Origin of the sequence: Bosea sp. 685 (genome assembly GCF_031884435.1) — a bacterium.
In the GTDB taxonomy this organism is placed as follows: Bacteria; Pseudomonadota; Alphaproteobacteria; order Rhizobiales; family Beijerinckiaceae; genus Allobosea.
The window spans coordinates 1,581,012-1,603,367 of sequence record NZ_CP134779.1 but is presented as its reverse complement, the minus strand read 5'-3'; the positions used below and the strand labels follow the sequence as shown (position 1 = coordinate 1,603,367).

At 66.0% G+C, this 22,356-nt stretch carries 21 protein-coding genes, 1 other RNA gene and 1 pseudogene; 6 read left to right on the top strand and 17 right to left on the bottom strand.

The features are described from left to right. Nucleotides 1–14: 14 nt before the first annotated feature. Nucleotides 15–1,097: an undecaprenyldiphospho-muramoylpentapeptide beta-N-acetylglucosaminyltransferase gene (gene murG, locus RMR04_RS08860; RefSeq protein ID WP_311914214.1), complete on the bottom strand. Its 1,083-nt coding sequence runs from the start codon at nucleotides 1,095–1,097 to the stop codon at nucleotides 15–17. 17 nt (nucleotides 1,098–1,114) lie between these two features. Then, nucleotides 1,115–2,248: an FtsW/RodA/SpoVE family cell cycle protein gene (locus RMR04_RS08855; RefSeq protein ID WP_311914213.1), complete on the bottom strand. Its 1,134-nt coding sequence runs from the start codon at nucleotides 2,246–2,248 to the stop codon at nucleotides 1,115–1,117. Between the two features lie 192 nt (nucleotides 2,249–2,440). Between RMR04_RS08855 and RMR04_RS08850 the strand changes: the two genes are divergently transcribed. Then, the gene (locus tag RMR04_RS08850) at nucleotides 2,441–3,280 is read left to right on the top strand and encodes a hypothetical protein (protein ID WP_311914212.1); all 840 of its coding nucleotides are present in this window, start codon (nucleotides 2,441–2,443) and stop codon (nucleotides 3,278–3,280) included. A 51-nt stretch (nucleotides 3,281–3,331) separates the two neighbouring features. On the opposite strand, the gene RMR04_RS08845 is transcribed toward RMR04_RS08850, so the two are convergent. Continuing rightward, nucleotides 3,332–4,069: a cupin domain-containing protein gene (locus tag RMR04_RS08845; protein WP_311914211.1), complete on the bottom strand. Its 738-nt coding sequence runs from the start codon at nucleotides 4,067–4,069 to the stop codon at nucleotides 3,332–3,334. Nucleotides 4,070–4,401: 332 nt separating this feature from the next. Between RMR04_RS08845 and RMR04_RS08840 the strand changes: the two genes are divergently transcribed. Next, complete coding sequence (locus RMR04_RS08840) at nucleotides 4,402–4,818, top strand: hypothetical protein (RefSeq protein ID WP_311914210.1); 417 nt, start codon at nucleotides 4,402–4,404, stop codon at nucleotides 4,816–4,818. Nucleotides 4,819–4,849: 31 nt separating this feature from the next. Here RMR04_RS08840 and murD read toward each other — a convergent pair whose 3' ends face one another. The 9 genes from murD to RMR04_RS08795 form a co-directional block, all read right to left on the bottom strand. Next, a complete protein-coding gene (gene murD / locus RMR04_RS08835; protein ID WP_311914209.1) occupies nucleotides 4,850–6,280 on the bottom strand; it encodes a UDP-N-acetylmuramoyl-L-alanine--D-glutamate ligase in 1,431 nt (476 codons plus the stop codon). 1 nt (nucleotide 6,281) lies between these two features. Beyond that, nucleotides 6,282–7,364: a phospho-N-acetylmuramoyl-pentapeptide-transferase gene (gene mraY / locus RMR04_RS08830; protein WP_311914206.1), complete on the bottom strand. Its 1,083-nt coding sequence runs from the start codon at nucleotides 7,362–7,364 to the stop codon at nucleotides 6,282–6,284. Between the two features lie 19 nt (nucleotides 7,365–7,383). Continuing rightward, nucleotides 7,384–8,808 carry a UDP-N-acetylmuramoylalanyl-D-glutamyl-2,6-diaminopimelate--D-alanyl-D-alanine ligase gene (locus RMR04_RS08825; RefSeq protein WP_311914204.1) on the bottom strand — a complete coding sequence of 475 codons (1,425 nt, stop codon included), beginning with the start codon at nucleotides 8,806–8,808 and terminating at the stop codon, nucleotides 7,384–7,386. After that, the gene (locus RMR04_RS08820) at nucleotides 8,805–10,262 is read right to left on the bottom strand and encodes a UDP-N-acetylmuramoyl-L-alanyl-D-glutamate--2,6-diaminopimelate ligase (protein ID WP_311914203.1); all 1,458 of its coding nucleotides are present in this window, start codon (nucleotides 10,260–10,262) and stop codon (nucleotides 8,805–8,807) included. Before RMR04_RS08820 ends, RMR04_RS08825 begins: the two co-directional genes overlap by 4 nt. A 51-nt stretch (nucleotides 10,263–10,313) precedes the next feature. Continuing rightward, nucleotides 10,314–12,074, bottom strand: coding sequence for a peptidoglycan D,D-transpeptidase FtsI family protein (locus tag RMR04_RS08815; protein WP_311914200.1), 1,761 nt, complete (start codon nucleotides 12,072–12,074; stop codon nucleotides 10,314–10,316). After that, nucleotides 12,071–12,457, bottom strand: coding sequence for a cell division protein FtsL (locus tag RMR04_RS08810; RefSeq protein WP_311914199.1), 387 nt, complete (start codon nucleotides 12,455–12,457; stop codon nucleotides 12,071–12,073). Before RMR04_RS08810 ends, RMR04_RS08815 begins: the two co-directional genes overlap by 4 nt. A 2-nt stretch (nucleotides 12,458–12,459) precedes the next feature. Beyond that, nucleotides 12,460–13,500, bottom strand: coding sequence for a 16S rRNA (cytosine(1402)-N(4))-methyltransferase RsmH (gene rsmH / locus RMR04_RS08805; protein WP_311914198.1), 1,041 nt, complete (start codon nucleotides 13,498–13,500; stop codon nucleotides 12,460–12,462). Then, nucleotides 13,497–13,979, bottom strand: coding sequence for a division/cell wall cluster transcriptional repressor MraZ (locus tag RMR04_RS08800; RefSeq protein WP_311914197.1), 483 nt, complete (start codon nucleotides 13,977–13,979; stop codon nucleotides 13,497–13,499). Before RMR04_RS08800 ends, rsmH begins: the two co-directional genes overlap by 4 nt. A gap of 362 nt (nucleotides 13,980–14,341) precedes the next feature. Next, entirely contained in the window at nucleotides 14,342–14,806 is a 465-nt protein-coding gene (locus RMR04_RS08795) for a MarR family winged helix-turn-helix transcriptional regulator (protein WP_311914196.1), read from the bottom strand. Between the two features lie 224 nt (nucleotides 14,807–15,030). On the opposite strand from RMR04_RS08795, the gene RMR04_RS08790 reads away from it, so the two are divergent. Continuing rightward, nucleotides 15,031–15,453, top strand: coding sequence for an organic hydroperoxide resistance protein (locus RMR04_RS08790; protein ID WP_311914194.1), 423 nt, complete (start codon nucleotides 15,031–15,033; stop codon nucleotides 15,451–15,453). Nucleotides 15,454–15,637: 184 nt separating this feature from the next. On the opposite strand, the gene rnpB is transcribed toward RMR04_RS08790, so the two are convergent. Further along, nucleotides 15,638–16,046: RNase P RNA component class A (rnpB, locus tag RMR04_RS08785), an RNA gene on the bottom strand. A gap of 53 nt (nucleotides 16,047–16,099) precedes the next feature. Further along, nucleotides 16,100–16,507 (bottom strand): lytic transglycosylase domain-containing protein, encoded by a 408-nt coding sequence (locus RMR04_RS08780; protein WP_311914192.1) that lies wholly within the window; start codon nucleotides 16,505–16,507, stop codon nucleotides 16,100–16,102. A gap of 607 nt (nucleotides 16,508–17,114) precedes the next feature. Between RMR04_RS08780 and RMR04_RS08775 the strand changes: the two genes are divergently transcribed. From RMR04_RS08775 to RMR04_RS08765, 3 genes and pseudogenes are all read left to right on the top strand, one after another. Beyond that, a complete protein-coding gene (locus RMR04_RS08775; protein ID WP_311914191.1) occupies nucleotides 17,115–17,879 on the top strand; it encodes a TerB family tellurite resistance protein in 765 nt (254 codons plus the stop codon). A gap of 11 nt (nucleotides 17,880–17,890) precedes the next feature. Further along, nucleotides 17,891–18,706, top strand: coding sequence for a peptidoglycan recognition protein family protein (locus tag RMR04_RS08770; protein WP_311914190.1), 816 nt, complete (start codon nucleotides 17,891–17,893; stop codon nucleotides 18,704–18,706). Nucleotides 18,707–18,909: 203 nt separating this feature from the next. Continuing rightward, a pseudogene (locus tag RMR04_RS08765) lies at nucleotides 18,910–19,281 on the top strand (FtsX-like permease family protein); the annotation flags it as partial. A 107-nt stretch (nucleotides 19,282–19,388) separates the two neighbouring features. On the opposite strand, the gene RMR04_RS08760 reads toward RMR04_RS08765, so the two are convergent. From RMR04_RS08760 to RMR04_RS08750, 3 genes are all read right to left on the bottom strand, one after another. Continuing rightward, nucleotides 19,389–20,315: a transposase gene (locus tag RMR04_RS08760; RefSeq protein ID WP_311912826.1), complete on the bottom strand. Its 927-nt coding sequence runs from the start codon at nucleotides 20,313–20,315 to the stop codon at nucleotides 19,389–19,391. Between the two features lie 286 nt (nucleotides 20,316–20,601). Continuing rightward, nucleotides 20,602–21,387: a fumarylacetoacetate hydrolase family protein gene (locus tag RMR04_RS08755; protein WP_311914186.1), complete on the bottom strand. Its 786-nt coding sequence runs from the start codon at nucleotides 21,385–21,387 to the stop codon at nucleotides 20,602–20,604. Between the two features lie 291 nt (nucleotides 21,388–21,678). Then, nucleotides 21,679–22,248 (bottom strand): flavodoxin family protein, encoded by a 570-nt coding sequence (locus RMR04_RS08750; RefSeq protein ID WP_311914185.1) that lies wholly within the window; start codon nucleotides 22,246–22,248, stop codon nucleotides 21,679–21,681. Between the last annotated feature and the right edge of the window lie 108 nt (nucleotides 22,249–22,356).

The following is a 22,356-nucleotide window of genomic DNA, read 5'->3' as shown; positions in this document are numbered from 1 at the left end:
AGGCTGTACAGCCTCTAGGACGCAGCGACGTCGATGACGAGGCGGGCGAGTCGTTCGGCCGCATCGGGAATGCCGGCGCTCTTGGCGTTGCCCGCCATCGCCGTCAAGCGGTTGGGGTCGGCAAGCAGGCCGGAAAGCTCGCTCGCCAGCCGTCTCGGCGTGAAATCGGATTGCAGGATACGGATCGCGCCGCCGGCGCGTTCCAGCACGGCGGCGTTGGCCGCCTGGTCCTGGTCGAGCGCGCCCGGCAGCGGCACGAGGATCCCCGGCCGGCCGATCACCGTCAGCTCCGCCACGGTCGAGGCACCGGCACGTCCGATGACGAGTTGCGCTGCTGCCATGCGCGCCGGCAGGTCCTTGAAGAAGGGTGCGATCTCGGCCTTGACCCCGGCGCTCGCATAGATGCGGCGCACCCGCTCGTCATCCTCCGGCCGGGCCTGCTGCATCACGGTCAGGCGCGCGCGCTCGGCCTCGGTCAGCAATTGGACCGCCGGCGGCACGATATCGGCCATGACCCGCGCACCCTGGCTGCCGCCGAAGACGAGGAGATTGAGCATGCCGTCGCCGGGAGCAGCATAGGGCGAGGCCGCCTCTAGCACGGCCGGGCGAACCGGGTTGCCGACCTGCCGGCATTTCGCCTTGGTCGAGGCCGACAGCCCGCCGACCTCGGCGAAGCCCGTCGCGATGATGTCGACGCGACCAGCCAGGAAGCGGTTGGCACGGCCGATCACGGCGTTCTGCTCGTGGATCAGCGTCCTGGCGCCCGCAAGCGAGGCGCCGAGCACCGGAGGAACCGTCGGATAGCCGCCGAAGCCAACGACGATCGCCGGTTTCAGTTCCTTGACGATCCGCCGCGCTGCGAAGACGCCCTTCGCCAGCGTCAGCAGTGCGCCGGCCATCTTCAGGGGCGAACGGCCCGACGGCGTTGCCGCCTGGACGGCATGCACCGCCTCGGCTGGAAAATCGCCGGCATATTCGGCGGCGCGCGTATCGGTCATCAGCACGACGCGCGCTCCTTGAGCATGCAGCGCATGGCTCAGTGCCTCGGCCGGAAAGAGATGGCCGCCGGTGCCCCCGGCGGCCAGAACGACGAGCATGTCTCTTGCCATCGCGGTCAGCGCCTGAATGCGCCGAGATCGACGGCGCGCGGGCGCTTGCGCGTCAAGGCCAGCAGGAAGCCGGTGCCGATGGCGAGCGAGATCAGTGACGAGCCGCCATAGGAGATGAACGGCAAAGTCATGCCCTTGGCCGGCATCATGTGCAGATTGACCATCATGTTGATCGCGGCCTGGATGCCGAAGAGCAGCGAGAGGCCCGTCGTCGCCAGGCGCACGAAGGGATCCTCGGCCTTCTGCGCCACGAACAGCGCCCGCAGCACGATCAGCGCGAACAGCATGACCAGCGCGATGCAGACGATGATGCCGAACTCCTCCGCCGTGACGGCGAAGATGAAGTCGGTATGCGCGTCCGGCAGGATGCGCTTCACGGTGCCCTCACCCGGCCCTTTGCCGAACCAGCCGCCCTGCGCGAAGCTCTCCAGCGCGGTGTCGACCTGGAAGGTGTCGCCCGAACCCTTGTCCATGAAGCGCTCGATGCGGGCACGGACGTGCGGCACGAGCTGATAGGCGACCAGGATGCCGAAGGCGCCGGCGCCGCCGAGCCCCAGCACCCAGAACCAGTGCAAGCCGGCGACGAAGAACAGCCCGGCCCAGACCAGTGTGATCAGCATGGTCTGGCCGAAATCGGGCTGCAGCACGAGCGGTACGATCGTCAATGGCAACAGCAGGAAGGCCATGATCGTACCCGGCAGGTCGGGCCGGCGCGTACCCTCGGCGAAGGCCCAGGCCGCGAGCACGACAAAGGCGGGCTTCAGGAATTCGGAGGGCTGCACCGAGCCCAGCGGCCCCATGGTCAGCCAGCGCCGCGCGCCCTTGACCTCGACGCCGAGATAGAGCGTCGCCACCACCATGGCGAGCGAAACCACGAAGAGCAGCAAGGCCGAACGCCGGACCTGGCGCGGCGTCATGAACGAAACGACGATGACGACCGTCAGCGCGACCAGCAGATAGACCGCCTGGCGGTTGACGAAATGGAAGGTCGAGAGCCCGAGCCGTTCCGAGACCGGCGGCCCACCCGCCATCAGCAAGACGACGCCCGACACCATCAGCGCCACGAGGGCGCTGAGGATGAGGCGGTCGATCGACCACCACCAGCGGCCGCTGAGACTGGGTTCCGCGCGAGAGACCATACTTGGCTCCAAGATCGAGCACGGCGCAGAGATGCGCCTCGTTTCCGAATCACTCTGTCAATGAATGGTTAAGCGTTTGATTCCGAGGGCGCGGTGAGTAGCGCGATCTGCCAGGTGAAGCCCTGTCCTTATCGGACCGGGAGGTTCGATCATGTTGCGAAGCTCGGCTGACGCGGTGCCGCAGAATCTGGCATGAAGCCGTTACCTCAATCGGATCTCGTCGAAACCATGGCACCAAATGAGAGCGACCCATTGGCCGACGGTCTTCAGGACGTGATCAGGGATTTCATCGAAGCACGGATTGTCGTCGGCAATCTGGCCTTGCCGACCCACTACCCCGAACTTCACGAGATCGGGGCTTGGCAGGTCGGCTTCCGCTCTCACGGGATCACGGGCGAAAGCCTTGTGTCACGAGCATCGGGCGATTGGCAGCCGGGATGGTATGTCATCGCACTGAACGGCTTCGACGACCCCTTCTTCATCGACATCGATGAAAGATCGGCCGGCTTCCCCGTCTACTACGCAGCGCACGGTGCCGGGCGCTGGGATGCCGTCACTGCGGCTGCGAGCCTTCAACGTTTCGGTCAGCTTCTGTCGGCTCTGAACGACGTGAAGGATGACGATGAGCAGCTCCTGAAGCTCATCGAGACCGAAGCCGACATGACAAACGCGTTATGGAGCGAGGTCCATCAGGGTGTCATTGAGCGGGAGGCACTGGAGCGGGAGGCACTGGAGCGGGAGGCACTGGAGCGGGAGGCACTGGAGAAGGAGTTTCCGCTGGACGAAACGACATGCGACCCAGCGGACTTCCAGCAGGGCGCTCTGGTCATCACCGATGTCGGCTCGCAAAAGCTCAAGGTGGTTCAGGTTATGAGACAGGCTCTCGGCCTGTCGTTGCCAGAAGTCCTGGCCTTGGCGGGGGAGCGCGACATCGTCGTTGGGACCGGCCTGCCGATCCAGCTGCGTCGCCTCCGCGACAAGCTGGTCGAACTAGGCGCCACGGTGGAGTTTCGCCCGGAGCCGACTGCATGAGGCGGAGCGGGATCGACGCGAAAAACCGGTTTCCACTTTTCGCATCCTGCTCTAGCCGCGCTGTCCGCCGACAGAGATGAAGGCCATGAGACAGGGCTCCGGCAACGGGTTGCGCCAGCGATGCCGGGTTCCGTTCTGCACGATGCAATCGCCTTGGCGCAGATGGACGATCTTTCCGTCGTCCAGTTCCAGCGTCATCTCGCCACGAACCACGACCCCATAGTCGATGGTGTCCGAGGTGTGCATGCCTGGCGCGCCCTGCTCGAAATGATCCCCCATGCGAGGGATCTTCTCCGACATTTCTCCCAACGCGCTCGCGAAAGTGACGCCGGGCGGCGGCTTCCAGCCCTCGGGTCGCTTCGGCGGATACGAGATCAGGCGAAACATCGTGCCGCCCGGGCCGGGAAAGGCCCTCGTTCCCTGGAGCATCGGGTCCAGCTCCTGGCCGGTGAGCCGTGGCACGCCCTCGGTCATATAGAGTTCGTAGAATGTCAGTCCCGGATTGGAATCGATCTCCACCACCTTGGAGGTGACATCGACGGATTTGAACACCGACTTGCCAGCCGCATCGCGACCGGTCAGCACCCGTTTGGGGGGCGGCAATTCGCTCGAATCCTTCGCACCCGCGGGTTGCGGCATCGCAGCCAGGGCGCCGCCGCCGGCGATGGCGGAGAGTGCCTGGAGCAGTTGGCGCCGATCCTCGCCTTCAAACCGTCCGGAAGAGAGCCCCGCCTCGTCCAGGGATTTGTTCTTGTTTCGCGACCACCAGCGCCAAGAGAGCCTGCCCATCTGTGTCCTCCGCTGTCTGGGTTCTTTTTGTCGGTGTCTTTCTTCGTCGCTGTTTTGCGTCGCCGCTGTCGCGCCGGACCCTCAATCGATTTCGTTGGGAGCATATCGTAAGGTCATCGTTGTGCTGAAGGCGGCGGACCCAAGCAACTAGACCTTAGGCGCAGCGTGCAGATGGTGACGCTGCTGCGACGACGATCTCACGCGCCGGGCAGCGATCTTATGCGACCGCATCCGACTAAAGCCCAATAGTGTCGAGGCTATATCCAGGCGGATATTGTTGCAGCCTTCTGCCGTAAAACCCCTTGCACGGCGGGAACGTTACGGGTGCTCGCATGACGACGGATGCCGCTGCCTTCTTCGCCATCGTCATTCTGATGCTTCCGATGGCTTATTTCCTGCTGGCGGCGCCCGGCTTTCTCTTCTTCAAACTCGACATCCCGCAAGTCGCCCGGCTTTTGCGCGGCATGTTCCATGCTTATTTCCTGGCATTGACGATCACCAGTGTCATTGGAACGGTGGCTTTCGCCGTGGCGGGTCGACGGGCCGTCGTCATTGGCATCGGCGTCTTGGCTTTCACGGTCTCGGCGCGCCGCTGGTTCTTGCCGCGGTTGGATGCCCAGATCGATGCCCGGCCTGCCGATGCGGCCCGTCAGCTACGCTGGCTGCATTGCGGCGGCATGCTCTTCAATGCGATCGAGCTCGCCATCGTCGCGAGCAGCGTTCCCTACATCATGGACACATCGACATGATCGGGTTTGACGAGCATGTCTGTGGAACGGCCTAACCCGCTCCGAACCCCACAAATCCCGGCAAGGCCTTGACCAACGCCCTGAAGGCGTCGCCGCGCACCTCGAAATTCGGGAACTGGTCGAAGGAGGCGCAAGCCGGCGAGAGCAGCACCGCGATCTCGCCTTCGCCGGGCTGAGCCTGCGCGTCGCGTGTCGCGGCAGCGACCGCGACATCGAGCGTGCCGCTGCGCTCGTAAGCGACGCGGCCGTCCTGATCGAAGGTCGCCGCGAACAGATCGCTCGCCGCGCCGATGAGATAGGCCTTGGCGATGTTGGGGAAGTAGCGCGTCAGGCTCTCGATGCCGCCCTCCTTCGCCTTGCCGCCCAAAATCCAGAAGATGTCGCGGAAGGAGGTCAGCGCCTTTTCGGTGGAATCGGCGTTGGTCGCCTTGGAATCATTGATGAAGACGATCCGGCCGACGCGGCCGATCTCCTCCATGCGGTGGGCCAGCCCCGGATAGGTCTTGAAGCCCGCCGCGATCTCCTCGGCGCTCAGTCCCAGCGCGAAACAGGCCGCAAAAGCCGCCGCCGCGTTCTGGGCATTGTGGGAGCCGCGTAAGCTGCCGATGCCGGCGAGGTTCGCCACGACCTTGGGCTTGCCGTCCTTGACCTGGACGATGCGGGTGTCGAGCTTGCCGGCATTGGCCGTGATGCCGGCGAAGACGCCCTCATCCAGCGGCTGCTCGCCGCTGATCTTGACCAGCGGCAGGCCTGAGGCCGCGCGCCGCCGCGCCATCTGCTTGGACGGCTCGTCATCGACGCCGATCACGGCGATGTCGGACTGGGCGACGAGGCGCTCCTTGATCGCGCCGTAGTTTTCGAAGGTGCCGTGCCGGTCGAGATGGTCCGGCGTCAGGTTCATCTGGATGCCGACGGTCGGCGTCAGCGAGGGCGCGAGGTCGATCTGGTAGCTCGAGCATTCGATGACATGGATGCGGGCTTGCGCCGGCGGCTCCAGCGCCAGCACGGCCGTGCCGATATTGCCGCCCATCTGCACATCGCGGCCGGCCTGGCGCAGCACATGCGCGATCAGCGCCGTCGTCGTCGACTTGCCATTGGTGCCGGTGATGCAGACGACCGGCGCGGCGGGCGCGATCTTCGCCCGCTCGCGGAAGAACAATTCGACATCGCCGATGATCTCGACGCCGGCGACCCTGGCCTTCTCGACCGTCCAATGCGGCTGCGGATGGGTCAGCGGCACGCCCGGCGATAGGATGAACGCCGCAAAACCCGCCCAGTCCGCCAAGGCGAGATCGACGATCGCAATGCCCTCGACTGAAGCCTTGTCGCGGCTCGCTTGGTTGTCGTCCCAAGCCGCGACCTCCGCCCCGCCCGCCTTCAAGGCGCGCACTGTGGCCAGCCCCGAGCCGCCGAGCCCGAATAGAGCCAGGCGCTTGCCTTTGAAAACTGTCACGGGCGTCATGTCAGCGCAGCTTGAGCGTGGAGAGACCGACCAGCGCCAGCACCACCGAGATGATCCAGAAGCGGATCACCACTTGCGGCTCGGTCCAGCCCAGCTTCTCGAAATGATGGTGGATCGGTGCCATCAGGAAGACGCGCTTGCCGGTGCGCTTGAACACCGCGACCTGGATGATGACCGAGAGCGCCTCGACCACGAACAGGCCGCCGACGATGGCGAGCACGATCTCGTGCTTGATCGCGACCGCTATGGTGCCGAGCATGCCGCCCAGGCCGAGCGAGCCGGTGTCGCCCATGAAGATCTGCGCCGGCGGCGCATTGAACCAGAGGAAGCCGAGCCCCGCACCCATCATCGCGCCGCAGATCACGGCGAGCTCGCCGACGCCTGGGACATGATGGATCTGCAGATAGTTGGCGAAGATGGCGTTACCGGCGAGATAAGCAATGAAGCCGAAGGTGCCGGCCGCGATCATCACCGGCACGATGGCGAGCCCGTCGAGCCCGTCGGTCAGGTTCACCGAATTACCGGCCCCGACCACGACGAAGGCGGCGACCAGCGGGAACAGGATGCCGAGCGGAATGATCGCTTCCTTGAGGAAGGGCATGGCGAAGCCCGACGAGATCGCCGGCGGCTGCGTCTGCATGATGAAGGTGCAGGCGATCAGCGCGATCGCCACCTCGAGCAGGAGCCTTGCCCTGCCGGAGAAGCCCTTGTGGGACTGCTTCGTGACCTTCAGGAAATCGTCGTAGAAGCCGATGGCGCCGTAGCTCGCGGTGACCCCGAGCACGATCCAGACGTAAGGATTGCGCAGATTGCCCCAGAGCAGCGTTGCCGCGAACAGCCCGGCCAGGATCATCAGCCCGCCCATGGTCGGCGTGCCGCGCTTGGCGAGATGGGATTCCGGTCCGTCAGTGCGGATCGGCTGGCCCTTGCCTTGCTTGATGCGCAGCCAGGAGATCGCAACCGGACCGAAGAAGAAGACAAAAAGAAGCGCGGTCGCAGTTGCACCGCCAGCGCGGAAGGTGATGTAGCGGAACACGTTCAGGATCGGGAACGTGCCGGAGAAGTCGGCGAGCCAGACAAGCATCGGTTTTCAGTCTCTTGTTCTATTCATCGGCCTGCAGGGCCGGAAAGCGCGCCACGATCGCCTTCACGATCGGCCCCATGCGCGAACCCAGCGACCCCTTGACCGTGACGACGTCGCCGGCCCTGATCGCATCCAGTACGAGCGGCTCGAGTCCGCTCGACTGGGCGGCATAAGCCCCCCGAAGGGTGGATGGCAAGCTGTCGTAGAGCCCGCGCATCAATGGACCACAGGCGAAAACCTTGTCGACGCCGTTGCCGAGCACAACCTCGGCCAGGCCTTTGTGGAGGTCGGGCCCGCTCGGCCCAAGCTCCAGCATGTCGCCCAGCACGGCAACGCGCCGGCCGCGCCCGGAGACCGGCATGCGACCGAGATTCTCGATCGCCGCCCGCATCGAGGCCGGGTTGCCGTTATAGCTCTCGTCGATCAGTGCGAAGGCCCCGCCCGGCCCTTGCAGGATCTGCCGTGCGCCGCGTCCGGCCGGCGGCTTGAGATCGCCCAGCGCCAGCGCCGCCAAAGCGAGATCGGCGCCAAGCGCCGCGACGGCAGCGAGAACCGCGAGCGAATTCAGCACGATATGCTTGCCCGGGCTGCCGAGCCGATAGGTGACCGGCTGGCCCATCACCACGGCATCGACCGTGGAGACATCCGGTTTCAGCGCGCAGGAAACCAGCCTGACATCGGCATCCATGCTCTCGCCGAAGCTGATGATGCGCCCGGCCGGGCCGGCCTTGGCGAGACTGCGCAAGAGCTCGGTCTGTGGGATGTCGGCGTTGATGATGGCGGTGCCGCCAGGCTCCAAGGCCCAGAACACCGAGGCCTTTTCTTCGGCGATGCCTTCGAGCGAGGCGAAGGCCGCCAAATGCACCGGCTGGATCGTCGTGATGATCGCGACATGCGGGCGCACGAGCCGGGCCAGCGGCAGGATTTCGCCGGGGTTGCTCATGCCGATCTCATAAACGCCATAGGCGACATCGGCCGGCGTGCGGCACAAGGTCAGTGGCACGCCCCAGTGATTATTGTAGGAGGCGACCGGTGCGTGCGTCTTGCCCTGACGCGACAGGACGAGCCGCAGCGCTTCCTTGGTGCCGGTCTTGCCGACGGAGCCCGTCACCGCGACGACCTGGGCCTTGAGTTCGGCCCGGCGCGCCGCGCCGGCCAACTCCATCGCCCGCAGCACGTCGGGCACCACGGCGTAAGGCCCCTCGCCGCTGAATCGTGCGGCATGCGCCTCGTCGATCACCGCGAGCGCGGCGCCTTTCGCGAGCGCCCCAGCGACGAATTCATGGCCGTCGCGCGCCTCCCCCTGGATGGCGAAGAAGGCGTCGCCCGGCTCCAGCGTGCGGGTGTCGATCGAAGCCCCTGTCACGGCGGCCGGCATTGCCCCGGCAAGCCGCGCCCCCATGGCCGCGACCAGGCTGTCTCCGCTCCACAAGGGCGCGCTCATTGACTCATCTCCGCAATCGCCGCCCGCACGACGTCCTGATCCGAGAACGGTAATGTCCGGTCGCCGATGATCTGGCCGGTTTCATGGCCTTTTCCGGCTACGACGAGGACATCGCCTGCGCCCAGCAGGCCGACAGCGTGGCGAATGGCCTTCGCCCGGTCGCCGATCTCGGTCAGCTTGGGGGAAGCCGCCAGGATTTCGGCCCGGATCGCGGCGGGATCCTCGGTTCGCGGATTGTCGTCTGTCACGATCGCGAGATCGGCGAGATCGGCCGCGATCTGGCCCATCACCGGCCGCTTGCCGCGGTCGCGATCGCCGCCGCAGCCGAAAACGCAGATCAGACGCCCCGCCGCATAGGGCCGCAAGGTCGCAAGCACGGCCTCCAGGGCGTCGGGCTTATGGGCGAAATCGACGACGGCGAGCCCACCCTTCAGCGAGCCGACGCGTTCGAGCCGCCCCGGCACGCCGACGAGGCCCGACAAAGCGTTGAGCGCGGCCTCTGGCGCCTCGCCCGTCGCGACAGCGAGCCCGGCGGCGGCCAGCGCATTGCCGGCCATGAAATCGCCGACCAGCGGCAGCACGACCTCGATCTCCCGACCCTGAGCCCGAACCCGCAGACGCTGCGAAAAGCCCTCCCGCAGCACCTCCAGCAATGTCAGCGTCTCACCGGTACGGCCGACGCCGATGATGGGATGGCCCTTCGCTATAGCGGCGGCGGCGGCCTTGTCGGCAAACGCCCCGTCGCGATTGATCACGACCGGCGCGCCAGCGGGCAGCAGATCCCAGAGCCGCAGCTTGGCGTCGAGATAGTCCTCGACGGTGGGGTGGTAATCGAGATGGTCGCGGCCGAGATTGAGATAGGCGCCGGCAGCAAGCCGCACCCCGTCGAGCCGGCGCTGGTCGAGCCCATGCGAGGAGGCCTCCATCGCCAGATGCGTGACGCCATCGCTCGCAAGCTTGTCGAGCGAGGCATGCAGCGACAGCGGATCGGGCGTCGTCAGCGAGCCGTATTTCGAGCCCTTGGAGGTGACGATACCGACCGTGCCGAGGCTCGCCGCCTCATGGCCGAGCACCTGGAAGATCTGGCGTGTGAAGTCGGCGACCGAGGATTTGCCGCTCGTGCCCGTCACCGCGACGATGGTTGCGGGCTGGCGCGGATGGACGACCGCCGCCGCCAACGACAAGGCCAGGCGCGGATCGCCGACCTGTGCGAAGGCGATCGTGCCGTCGAGATCCTTCGGCCTGGGCTGGCCCGAGACGACGGCAGTCGCACCCCGCGCGACCGCGTCCGCGACGAAGCGCGCACCGTCGGCCTTGGCCCCGGCGAGTGCCACGAAGACTGTGCCGGGCGCGACCTTACGGCTGTCGAAGGCGACACCCGTTACGCTGCGGTCCTTGTCGGAGGGGAAGGCCTCGGGAAAAAGTTGGCCAAGGCTCCAGTTTCGCGCATTCATCGCTCGCTCAAAGCCCTGCCTGCCCACAACAACAACCGCCCCGCCATGCTATCAGCGACTGCCCCAGGCGCCGAGCTTCGCCATCAGCGGGAACGGCGCCGTCGGGGGCTCGAAGCGCGGCGCCAGGCCGAGAATCGGCGCCGCGCGCTCGATCACCTTGCCGGTGGTGACACCGGCGTTCCAGGCGGCCGTCGAGTAGCCGCCGCTTTCGGCATAGCCCTTGGGTTCGTCATAGATCGCAAGGAAGAGGAAGCGCGGCTTGTCGGACGGCGCAATCGCCGTGAAGGTGGTGAAGTTGCGGTTCTTGGCGTAGCGCCCGTTGATGACCTTTTCGGCCGTTCCCGTTTTGCCGCCGACGAAATAGCCGGGGATGTCGGCCTTGCGGGCCGAGCCCTTCTCGCCATTGACGCGCATGATGAAGCGCATCGCTTCCGAGGTCTCCGGCTTGATCACGCGCACGCCGGTCTTCTTTGCGTCCTCTTCGGAACGCTTCAGGAAGGTCGGAGTGATGAAGGTGCCGCCATTGACCAGCGCGCCCACCGCCGCCATCGCCTGAATCGGCGCAACCGCGAGCCCGTGACCGAAGGCGATCGTCGCCGTGTTGATCTCGCCCCAGCGCGTAGGCACGATCGGCGATGCGCTTTCCGGCAATTCGGTCTGCATCCGGTCGAGCTGCATCATCTTCTTCAGGAAGGCCTTGTGGCCCTCGACGCCGACGGAGAGCGCCATCTTGATCGAACCCATGTTCGACGAATGCACGAACACTTCCGGCACCGTCAGCGTGCGCCCCGTGCCATGGTATTCCTTGATGACCTGCCGGCCGAAGCGCATCATCCCGCCCGCGGTCGAATAGCTCGAATTGATGTTCGCCTTGCCCGAATCCAGCGCCATCGCGATGGTCAGCGCCTTGAAGGTCGAGCCCATTTCATAGACGCCGACATTCATCCGGTTGATCCGGTCCTTCTCCAGCGCGTCAACCGGATTGCCCGGGTCGAAATCCGGCAGCGAGACCAGCCCCAGCACCTCGCCGGTGTTGACGTCCAGGATGGCGCCAGCGGCGGCGATCGCCTTGAATCGCTCCATGCCCTTGACCAATTCGTCTCGCAGCAGGTGCTGGATACGCAGATCGACCGAGAGCGTCACCGGTTTCAGGTCGGAGGCCTGCGTCGCGAGCCCCGCCCCGTACAGGTCCTGCAGGCCCTGCGTGTCGATGTATTTCTCCATACCGGCGATGCCGACATTGTCGACGCTGGCGAAGCCCAACACATGGGCCGCGGCCGGTCCGTTGGGGTAGACGCGCTTGTTCTCGGGCACGAATCCAACCCCGGGGATGCCGAGCCGGTGGACCTCCGCCTGCTGGCGCGGCGTGATCTCGCGCTTGATCCAGACGAAGCCCTTCCTGGTGCCGAGCTTCTCGCGCAGCTCCTTGGCGTCGAGATCGGGCAGGACGGCGGTCAGGAGCTCCGTCGCCTCGTCCTTGTCGAGGATGTTGCGCGGTTCGGCGAAGACCGAAACCGTCCTGATATCGGTCGCCAGCACCACGCCGTTGCGGTCGAGGATATCGGGCCGCGCAGCGGAGATCGCATTCGCGGTGGCCCGGCGCAGGCCGACCTGCTCGCTGGGCAGCGTCGCCAGCATGACGAGCCGGCCGGTGATGGCGAGGAACAGCGCGGAGAAGGCGAGGATCACCAGGCCGACGCGCGGCTGGCTCTTCTCGCCGCTCATGCGGAAGACCTCGCGCAGGAAGCCGAACAGCCGGCGTGCCGGCGGCGGCGCCTCGGCGCCAGGCTCGGAGGTCGTCTCAACGCTCATGGCCGGCCTCCGGGCGTGGTTGCGCTCGCCTTGCGATCCCTGGGGGTCTCTGTCGGCAGGCCCAGCCCGAGATCCTCAAGCTTGCGGCCGATGGCGTCGACCTTGGGGCCGCGATTGGGAATGTCGGAGGCGCGCACGACCTGCGTCACCGAGAAGGGCTGCAGATCGAGATGGCGGTCGGCCAGCGTCTGCAAGCGATCGGGCCGGGTGAGGAACTGCCATTCCGCCTTGAGCACGGCGATGGCCTCGCGCTCGCGCTGCGTCTTGCCCTTGATCTTCTGCAATTGCTCGGCCTCCAGAGTGGTGCCGTATTTGATCGTGTAGGCATAGAGCGCCGAGGAAACGAGCGCGCCGATGGCGACGACATGGAGCAGCTTGATCACGCTCAGGGCCTCCGGCGCGGCTGTGGGTCGGGCACTTCGGCGAGCGCCACCAGATCCGGCTCGGCGGCACGCGCGGCAGTGGCCAGTCGCTCGGCCGCGCGCAGCTTGGCCGAGCGCGCCCGCGGATTGAGCCGCATCTCGGCCTCTGTCGGCGCGACCGCCCCCTTCGAGACGAGACGGAAGGTCGGCTCGGCGATGGCGACCACGGGCGCGTGGCGCGAGCCCGCAGGGCTACGGCCCGAACGCGCCGCCATGAACTGCTTGACGATGCGGTCCTCCAGCGAGTGGAAGGTCACCACGACCAGCCGCCCGCCGGGCTTGAGCACGGCTTCGGCGGCGTGCAGCGCCTTGACCAGCTCGCCAAGCTCGTCATTGACCGCGATGCGCAAGGCCTGGAACACCCGCGTCGCGGGATGGGCCCCGCCGGGCTCGGTCCAGACGATGCCGGCGACGAGATCGGCAAGCTGCTTTGTCGTCGTCAGCGGCTCCTTGCGCCGCGCCTCGACTACGGCGCGCGCCACGGCGCGCGAGCGCCGCTCCTCGCCATAGTGATAGAAGATGTTGGCGAGCAGCCCTTCCTCGGACTCGTTGAGGATGTCGGCAGCGCTTTGGCCCTCGCGCCCCATGCGCATGTCGAGCGGCCCGTCGAAGCGAAACGAGAAGCCGCGCTCTGCCTGATCGATCTGCATGGAGGAGACGCCGATATCGAGCACAACGCCGTCGAGCGGCGCCATCTGGAAACGCCGCGCCTCCTCGGCGAGTTCGCCGAAGCGCGCCTGCGACAAGGTCAGCCGGCCAGCCATCTCGGCGACGAGATCCGCCCCGCCCGCGATCGCCGTCGGATCACGGTCGAGCCCCAGAAGGGTCGCGCCGGGCGCAGCCTCGAGCAGGGCGCGGGCATAGCCGCCGGCCCCGAAGGTGCCATCGAGATAGCGGCCGCCCGGCTGCAATGCGAGCGCCTGCAGGACCTCGGCGAGCAGCACCGGGACATGGCGGGCGCCCGTGTCGACCGCGACCTCGTCGAGCCTACGACGCCCCCTCATGTCCCCGCCCCCGAAGTGGCTGGAATTGGCAATGATACTCCCAGGCTGCGTTTGACGTCTCGCAGCCGCGTCCGCGCCGCCTCCAGATGCGCCTCGAAGCGGGACGGCTCCCAGATCTGGAACTTGTGGCCGTGGCCGACAAAGGTCACCGCATCTGCGATGCCGGCATGCGTCTTCAGCGCCTCGCTGAGCATGATGCGTCCCTCCGGATCGACCTTCAGCACCTCCGAGGCGCCGTTCAGAGCCGTCGACAGCAATTCCCATTCGTCCGAGAAGGGCGAGAAGCGGGCCAGGATATCGTCGATCGTCGCCCGCAAGGCGTGGCCGCCTGCATCCAGCGCCGGCAGGTCCAGCGTGCGATGGACGTAAAGCCCCTCGTAGCCGTCCTTCGCCAGGACCGATCGGAAACTCGCAGGGATGGACACGCGCCCTTTGGCGTCGAGCCGATTGGTGAAGTTCGAGACGAAGCGGTCTGTCAACGCCGCCTCCCGGCCTGCTCTTCACATGCATGCCCGGCTCGGCAACAGCCGAGGGCACGACACCCCGTCGAAGCAGGCAAAGCGCGAGGGCGGGCCGAAATCCGCGCGGCACACGGACCTTGACCTGACTGTCGCCTGTCTGCTTCGACGGGATGATTTGGGATAGCATGGGTTCTTATGGGCGTCAATGGAATCGCATGCGCCGACAGGTACCTGCCGATGCTTCGCCCCATCACAGCCCGTTAAGGTTAAGTATCCGTAAGCATGCGCGGAATGACGCCGAAACCGGCCCCGCAACGACCATACGGCAGCCGCGCGGGCGGGCAGCCCATGCGAAATAATTTTCGGGCTTCTGTTGCGCCTCAGGCCGGCTCGGCCGCCGCGAGCAGCGCATCGCGCAAGGCGTTCAACTGCTCCAGCAGCCGGTCCTTGGATTCCAGCGTGCCACCGAGCGCGCGCGCCATGCCGTCCGGCACACAGCGCCCCTTATCGCGCAGGCTCTCGCCCTGCGCCGTCAGGTATAGCCGCACCTGCCGCTCATCCTCGCGGTCGCGCTCGCGGCGGATCAGGCCGGCGGCCTCCAGTCGCTTCAGCAGCGGCGTCAACGTGCCGGAATCGAGCATGAGCCGCTCACCCATCCCCTTCACCGTCAACCCGTCACATTCCCACAGCACGAGCATGGCCAGATATTGCGGATAGGTCAGGCCGAGCTCGGCCAGCACCGAGCGATACACGCGGTTGAAGGCATGGCCCGCGAGATAGACCGCGAAGCAAAGCTGATCCTCCAGCCGGGGCGAATGCTGCTCGGGAACCTTCTTAGCCGTCATCGCTTCCCTTCCCAGCGCCAGCCGCCACCTCCTGCTCACCCCAGACCAGAACGCAGCCGGCGACGCAATCAACTCAACGTGAGCGGGCTCATTTTGCTCGTTGACAATTCAATTGTGCACGATCTAAATCGCCGATGCAAGTTCGCCGATCAACCGGTCCCGCATCGCGACCCGCCGAACGATCACCAAGACCCGAACGATCACCAAGACCAAGGAGATTCCCGATGAAAATCCTCTACACCGCCCATGGTTCCGCCACCGGAGGCCGCGAGGGCAAGGCCGCCACGGATAGCGGCAATGTCGATGTCGTGCTCAACACGCCCAAGGAACTCGGCGGCGGCGGCGGCAACGGCACCAATCCCGAGCAATTGTTCTCGCTCGGCTATTCCGCCTGCTTCCTCGGCGCGCTGAAATTCGTCGCCGGCAAGGAGAAGGTGAAGATCCCGGACGACGCCCGCGTCAGCGCCGATGTCGGCATCGGCCCGCGCGATGACGGCGCCGGCTTCGGCATCGCAGTCAAGCTGACCATCTCGGTACCGGGCATCGACAAGACCGTGGCCGAAGACCTGGTCCAGAAGGCCCATATCGTCTGCCCCTACTCGCACGCGACCAAGGGCAATATCGACGTCGAGCTGAAGGTCGCGTGAGCCGATAGGCCGCGAGACGTCTCGTGAGGCCTCGGACCATCCGAGGCCGATCGGAGATTCGCTCCGGTGAGTCAGCTGGCGTGGCTTTCGAGAACCGGAGCGGAGCGGACATCGGTCCGTGAGCACCGGAAGCGCAGAAAGCCGCGTCAGATGTCCGCCGGAGTAGAATATCCGACGGTCGAGAATTGCCAGTCGGCCTATAAGCCGGGTTCTGGATGGCCGGAGGATCGCTCCCCCGACGTGACGGCCATTCCTCTGGGACGCACATTGCTGCGCGCCTCGAGCAACCAACCCGGACGACAAGGCCCAGAAACAGGCCCCTCCCCGCTTGCGCGGAAAGCATCGTCCCTATTCGGTTTTGCTCCCGGTGGGGCTTGCCATGCCGTCCCCGTTGCCGGGTCCGCGGTGCGCTCTTACCGCACCTTTTCACCCTTACCTTCGCACCGAGGCGCCGAAGCGCTTGGCAGAAGGCGGTTCGATCTCTGTGGCGCTTTCCCTGGGGTCGCCCCCGCCGGACGTTATCCGGCACCGTGTTTCCGTGGAGCCCGGACTTTCCCTCCCCCGCGAACGGGAGCGGCCGTCCGGCCGACTGGCGGGTCGCTAGTGCGCGCTTGGGCGCGCCGCGTCAAGCCGGCCGGGCCGCGGCTCAGCTATGGGCGCTGATGGTGCGGACCTTGGCGCAATAGGTTCGGTTGGCGCCGCTCATGCGCTCAGTCATGTGGCCGCTCTGATATTTCATCACGGTCTTGCAGGTATCGCCGCCGGCAAGGCGATAGGCCTGAGCCAGATATTTCATCGCATAGCGCGCATTGGTCTCGGCATCGAGCAGGCCGCTCGCCCCGCCGGTATAGCCCAGGCCGCGCGCGGTCTGGTGGCGGATCTGCATCAGGCCGTAATTGCCGGCATGGGCCGCGCGGGGGTTGTAGCGGCTCTCGATCCGCACGACAGCGTCAGCCAGCGCGAACGGCACGCCATTGGCCGCTGCATGGCGCGCAACCAGCGCCTTGAGGCCCTCGGAACCGGCCGGCGCGGCCAGCGCAGGGACTGCGCGCATCGCCGTCTTCCCGGACCGGGCAAGCCGTGCCTGCGAGGCCTTTTCAGTCTTCGCGGTCTCGTGCCCACCCTGCGCGGCAGCCTTGTCACGAGCGATCTCAGCGTCCCTCACGATGAACGCCAGCGCATCCTTTTCGTCGTTGACCGATTCAGCTTTGGCAGGCTGAAATCCGATGAGGCAAATCGCGAAAATGGCGGCGGCGCTTGTGGTATATCGCATGATCAATTTTACCCTTCATGCTGGAACATGGCTGAAGGGCAGAGGCAAATGATCAGTAAATGCGACCATAATCTGACCGGAGGCACAATAAATCTGTGCTTTGGCGCTATCAACAGGGAATTATTCGATATTGATCGCTGGAGTATTCGGCATGTAATCGAATCAAGAGCGCGCAACCGAAGGTTGCGTTAACCCAACGACAATCTCGACCGAAGACATTGCCCCATTGAGGACGCATTTCACGGCCGGAGTGGTGAAATCGCCTCTCGGGCGATGCCGCAGCGAAAAAATATCGCTAACGGCACCATCCCGCGCCGAGCCGGCCTGTCCGACGCGGCCCTTCGTCACTATCCTCATCCACCAGGTCAGGCCGGGAGTTGCCCGTATCATGGTTTCGTCATTCTGGGGGGCGCTGAGCGGTGGCGGCCTCGGTCTTGCGCTCGGCGGCCCGCTCGGCGCGCTGATCGGCGCGGTCGCCGGCCATGTCCTGATCGACCGGGAGGGCGCGCCATTCGGGCCGGCCCCGCGCGAGCTCGTCTTCACCACAGGGCTGGTCGCGCTTGCGGCCAAGATGGCGCGTTCGGACGGCGTCGTGACGCGCGACGAGATCGCCGCCTTCCGGCGTATCGTCATCGTACCGCCCGACCAGCAGGCCCGGATCGAAAGCCTGTTCGACCTCGCCAAGCAGACCAGCGCCGGCTTCGAAGCCTATGCGACGCAGATCGCGGAAGCCTTCCGCGACGAGCCTGCCTTGCTCGAGGACGTCCTCGACGGGCTGTTCCTGATCGCGGCGGCCGATGGCGCGATCCATCAGGACGAGCACGCCTATCTGCGCGACGTCGCCACGATCTTCGGCATCGCTGAGGCCGGTTTCGCCCGCATCGAGGCGCGCCATATGCGCCGGCCCGACGACCCCTATCTGGTGCTGGGCGCGACGCGCGAGATGAACGATGCCGCCTTGAAGCAGCATTATCGCAAGCTGGTCGCACAGACCCATCCCGACCGCGAGATCGCGCGCGGCCTGCCTGAGGAGGCTGTAGCCATCGCCACACGCCGCCTCGCCGCGATCAATGCCGCCTGGGATACGATCGAGGCGGAACGCGGGCTGGCGGCCAAGAACCTGGCGACCAAGCGCCCGCGAGAACCGGCCTGAGAGAACCCAGCATGAGCCAAACCGCCCATCCCGACAGCCGCTTCGCGGCCAAGATCTTTCCGTCACCGAATCATGGCGAGCGCAAGCCGAGCGGCAATGGCGCGGGCGACGACGCCGGTGATGACGCCCCTGCCCGCCGCCCGGACATGCTGATCCTGCACTACACCGGCATGAGCGACGCCGGCGAAGCGCTGCAATGGCTGTGCAATCCGGTCTCGCAGGTCTCGTCGCATTATTTCGTCTTCGAGAACGGCCATACGCTGCAACTCGTTCCGGAGGGCCGTCGGGCCTGGCATGCCGGAGCCTCGCATTGGGCCGGCGAGACCGACATCAACTCCTGCTCGATCGGCATCGAGATCGCCAATCCCGGCCATCCCGGCGGCCTGCCCGATTTCCCGCCCGAGCAGATCGCGGCGACCTTGAACCTCTGCCGCGACATCTGCGAGCGCTGGGCCATCCCGCCCGAGCGCGTGCTCGCCCATTCCGACATCGCGCCCGGCCGCAAGATCGACCCCGGCGAGAAATTCCCGTGGCGCTATTTCGCCGAAGGCGGCGTCGGCGTCTGGGCGGAACCCGCTCCGATCCGCAGCGGCCGCTTCCTGGCGCGTGGCGAAAGCGGCCAGCCGGTCGAGGCGCTGCAGGCGATGTTCGCGATGCTGGGCTATGGCGTGACGGTCGACGGCGTCTTCGACGAGAGGCTCGAGGCCGTGGTCGCGGCCTTCCAGCGCCATTGGCGGCAGGACAAGGTCGACGGCGTCGCCGACGCCTCGACGATCACCACCTTGCGCGACCTGCTGGCGGCGACCCGGGACGCGCGGACGGCCTGAGCGACCTTGCGCAAGTGGTTGATCGGATCACCGCCGCCGTGCGCGCACCGGCACGCTGACCCCGGTCACCACCGTCCTCGTCGGCTCGCAGCTTTCGGGCCAGGTCGTCGAAATTCTCACCGATTATAATTCGCAGGTGAAGGCCGGCCAGGTCGTCGCCCGGCTGAACGGCGACCAGATCAAGACTCGAGATCGCCAACACGCTGTCCTGGCTGCTCGCGGCGGTCGCCGCCGTCTCGCTCCTGGTCGGCGGCATCGGCATCATGAACATCATGCTGGTCTCGGTCACGGAGCGTACCCGCGAGATCGGGCTCAGGCTCGCCGTCGGTGAGCGCCAGCGCGACGTACTGGCGCAGTTCCTGATCGAGGCGACGATCGGCGGCGCGGTCGGGATCGCGCTCGGCATCGCAGCGGCGCTGACCATCGCGAATTTCGCCGGCTGGCCATCCGTCGTCTCGATCGAGACGATCCTGATCGCGGTCGGCGTCTCCGGGATGATCGGCGTCTTCTTCGGCTTCTACCCGGCAACGCAGGCGGCGCGGCTCGACCCGATCGAAGCGCTGCGACGGGAGTAGGCTGCGCTCCGGCGCCTTCCTTGCGCCTGGCAATTTGTCTTGGCTCGGAACCACGCCGTCATCCTGGGCGACCGCAGGTCGTCCCGGCAACTGTGTTGTTTGGAGTGTCATGGTTGGAAGGCGGTGTCAGTTTTGAGCATGGCGTTGAGGGTTACGAGGAGCTTTCTTGCGACGGCGATGATGGCGACCTTTGCGGCTGGGCTGCGTGCGCGGATTGCGTCGTAGAAGGTCTTGAAGCGCGCAGATGTCCGGATGGCGGCGAGCGCGGCCATGTAGAGGGCTTTGCGGACGCGTCGCCTTCCGCCCTTGATCATGCGCTGGCCGCGCCTGCGCCCGCTGTCGTCGTTGAAGGGTGCGAGGCCTGCGAGCGCGGCGATGGCCTTTGGCGAGACGTGGCCGAGTTCGGGCATCAGGGCGATGAGAGTGGCGGCTGTGACGGGGCCGATGCCGGGCGCCGAGCGCAGCAGGGCCTGCGTCCTTGTCAGGGTCTCATCTGCCTGCAGTGCCTCGCTGACGAGGTGCTCGAGCGTAGCGATCTCCGCATCGAGCCAAGCGAGATGGCGGGCGAGGCTGCCGGTGGGATCTTGCCCCTCGCTGTCGCGGACCCGCTCGGCGGCGCGCATCTCGACGAGTTGGTCGCGGCGTTTGTGAAGCTGCGCCAAGGTGTTGCGGGCGGGATCGGAGGCTGCGTCGGGCGTGAGTGCCAGCATGCGCGCCATCGCAGCCAGCATGTGAGCGTCGATCGCATCGGTCTTGGCCAGACGGCCTGTGGCGCGGGCGAAGTCACGGGCACGCGCCGGGTTGATCCGGGTAAAGCGGCAGCCGACCTGCTCCAGGGCCTGGCGCAGCGCACGGTCATAGGGGCCGGTCGCCTCGAAAGCGACGAAGCTGGCCTGGCAGTCGAGCGACGACAGCCAGCTCGCAATCGCCTCGCTCGTATTGGCGATCCGAAGGCTCGTCCCGCTCGTCTCCTCGAACAGGTCGAGATGGCTCTTGGCGATATCGCAACCGATGAAGCAGGGGTGTATGGTCATGGTGCCTGTCCCTGTGCTGCGAGGTCCGGTGCAAGCGGCCTCGGTCAACTGTTCAGGATGGGGTCTTCGAACGCGGGCGGGAACCGAGCCGGAACGCGGTGTTTGCCACCCGGGATCCAACGGCTTCCCGCCCGCACCAATCATGACACCAATCAAACACACAGGGATCCATCGTAAAGCTCGCCGCTCTATGATGGATCCCGGCGCTGCGCCGCTTGCGCGGCTTGTCCAGGATGACGGCGCGGTTCCGAGGGGAACGCCCGCGCCAACGCTCGAAAGCCGCGCCTCAAACGATCTTGATCGACAGATCCGGCAGGCCCTCGAGCTTGCACAGGATCACGTCGCCCTTGACCACGGGTCCGACATTCTCGGGCGTACCGGAATAGATGATGTCGCCGGCCTTGAGCTCGAAGGCGTCCGACAGCTTCGAGATCTGCTCGGCCACCGACCAGATCATGTGGGTCAGGTTCGAGTTCTGCTTCACCGTGCCGTTCACGGAAAGCGAGATCGCGCCCTTGGTGAAGTGCTCGACTGTGCCGACAGGGTGGATCGGGCCGATCGGGGCCGAGCTGTCGAAGCTCTTGCCGATCTCCCAGGGCTTCTTCTCATCGCCCGAGGCGCGCTGCAGATCGCGCCGCGTCATGTCGAGGCCGAGCGCATAGCCGAAGACATGCTCGAGCGCCTTGTCGATCGGGATGTTGCGCCCGCCCGATTTCAGCGCGGCGACGAGCTCGACCTCGTAATGATAGTTCTTGGTCAGCGAGGGATAGGGATGGTCGGCGACCTCGCCGGGCTTGACGAGCTGGATCGCGTCGGTCGGTTTCTGGAAGAAGAAGGGCGGCTCGCGTGTCGGATCAGAGCCCATCTCGCGGGCATGGGCTGCGTAGTTGCGCCCGATGCAGTAAATCCGCCGAACCGGGAAGGCATCCTGCGATCCGACGATCGGGATTGTCGTCTGCGCAACCGCGAAGGGCGTCTTCACGGTGGCGACAGGCTGCGCCTGTGCGGCACCCGCAGCAAGAGTGGCCGCGGCTCCACCGGAGCCCAGCATGGTACGTCGTGTCAGGGTCATGGCGCGTCTCCCTTGGATGACCGGCCCTCTCACGGGGCCGCTTTCGCCCGGCTGCAGCAGCTGCGCTGCCGTGCCGGATCAGAGAAGCAAGTCAACAACCATCGGCCAGACGAGACAAGGCCGCGACCCGGTCGGGATCGCGGCCCTTTCGGCAAAGCTGTTGTGCCGGGCTGGAGAAGCCCGGGCCAGAGCGGTTTCCGATCCAGTTGGATCGTTCAACAGCTCCAGCTCTTTATTTTAACGCGTTGTCTTCACGCGAACTGGCGTCCACTTCGCTCGAAAACGCTCCAATCAGCCTTTCACGCTCTTGACCACCTCGGCGACGTTCTTGCCGAAGGCCTCGGCCGTCTTCAGGTCGCCCGGGATCATCTCCTCGACGCTGCCATCGGCGGGCGAGGCGGTGAGCAGGCCCGAGAAGCCGCCGAGCCGGTTGAGGTCGTCGCGGGTGTTCGCCTTGGCGCTGGCCGGCATCATGCCGGTGCCGGTCCAGAGCAGCTTATGCTGCATGGCGAGCGTGATGAAGTACTGGATGGTCGAGAACTTGTCGCCGTTCAGCGAGGCCGAGTTGGAGAAACCAGCCGCAACCTTGCCCTTCCACTCGCCGCTGTACCAGGGCTTGCTGGAGGCGTCGGCGAATTTTTTGAACTGCCAGGACGGGCCGCCCATATAGGTCGGCGAGCCGAAGATGATGCCGTCGGCGGCCTTGATGGTCTCCCAGGCGCTGTCGGGCAGGTTGCCTTCGGCGTCGATGGCGATGAGTTCGACCTTGGCGCCGGTCGAGGCCGCGCCCTTCTCGACGTGCTCGGCGACCTTCTTGGTGTGGCCGTAGCCGGAATGGAAAACGATGGCGATGGTGGTCATGGCAACCTCTGTCGGAACGGGACCGTTCGGTGAGGCGCAAAATGTTGCAGATGCGAAGGCTCTTCAATGCCCGCGCCATTGCGCCTGCGCAGGCGCGATCTGGCACTG

Coding starts and splice junctions, on each gene's coding strand:
- murG (WP_311914214.1), bottom strand. CDS start 1,097: ATGCTCGTCGTTCTGGCCGCCGGGGGCACCGGCGGCCATCTCTTTCCG.
- RMR04_RS08750 (WP_311914185.1), bottom strand. CDS start 22,248: ATGACCACCATCGCCATCGTTTTCCATTCCGGCTACGGCCACACCAAG.
- RMR04_RS08755 (WP_311914186.1), bottom strand. CDS start 21,387: ATGACCCTGACACGACGTACCATGCTGGGCTCCGGTGGAGCCGCGGCC.
- RMR04_RS08825 (WP_311914204.1), bottom strand. CDS start 8,808: ATGAGCGCGCCCTTGTGGAGCGGAGACAGCCTGGTCGCGGCCATGGGG.
- mraY (WP_311914206.1), bottom strand. CDS start 7,364: ATGCTTGTCTGGCTCGCCGACTTCTCCGGCACGTTCCCGATCCTGAAC.
- RMR04_RS08845 (WP_311914211.1), bottom strand. CDS start 4,069: ATGGGCAGGCTCTCTTGGCGCTGGTGGTCGCGAAACAAGAACAAATCC.
- RMR04_RS08770 (WP_311914190.1), top strand. CDS start 17,891: ATGAGCCAAACCGCCCATCCCGACAGCCGCTTCGCGGCCAAGATCTTT.
- RMR04_RS08855 (WP_311914213.1), bottom strand. CDS start 2,248: ATGGTCTCTCGCGCGGAACCCAGTCTCAGCGGCCGCTGGTGGTGGTCG.
- RMR04_RS08840 (WP_311914210.1), top strand. CDS start 4,402: ATGACGACGGATGCCGCTGCCTTCTTCGCCATCGTCATTCTGATGCTT.
- RMR04_RS08780 (WP_311914192.1), bottom strand. CDS start 16,507: ATGCGCGCAGTCCCTGCGCTGGCCGCGCCGGCCGGTTCCGAGGGCCTC.
- RMR04_RS08815 (WP_311914200.1), bottom strand. CDS start 12,074: ATGAGCGTTGAGACGACCTCCGAGCCTGGCGCCGAGGCGCCGCCGCCG.
- RMR04_RS08760 (WP_311912826.1), bottom strand. CDS start 20,315: ATGACCATACACCCCTGCTTCATCGGTTGCGATATCGCCAAGAGCCAT.
- rsmH (WP_311914198.1), bottom strand. CDS start 13,500: ATGAGGGGGCGTCGTAGGCTCGACGAGGTCGCGGTCGACACGGGCGCC.
- murD (WP_311914209.1), bottom strand. CDS start 6,280: ATGACGCCCGTGACAGTTTTCAAAGGCAAGCGCCTGGCTCTATTCGGG.
- RMR04_RS08775 (WP_311914191.1), top strand. CDS start 17,115: ATGGTTTCGTCATTCTGGGGGGCGCTGAGCGGTGGCGGCCTCGGTCTT.
- RMR04_RS08790 (WP_311914194.1), top strand. CDS start 15,031: ATGAAAATCCTCTACACCGCCCATGGTTCCGCCACCGGAGGCCGCGAG.
- RMR04_RS08795 (WP_311914196.1), bottom strand. CDS start 14,806: ATGACGGCTAAGAAGGTTCCCGAGCAGCATTCGCCCCGGCTGGAGGAT.
- RMR04_RS08850 (WP_311914212.1), top strand. CDS start 2,441: ATGAAGCCGTTACCTCAATCGGATCTCGTCGAAACCATGGCACCAAAT.
- RMR04_RS08820 (WP_311914203.1), bottom strand. CDS start 10,262: ATGAATGCGCGAAACTGGAGCCTTGGCCAACTTTTTCCCGAGGCCTTC.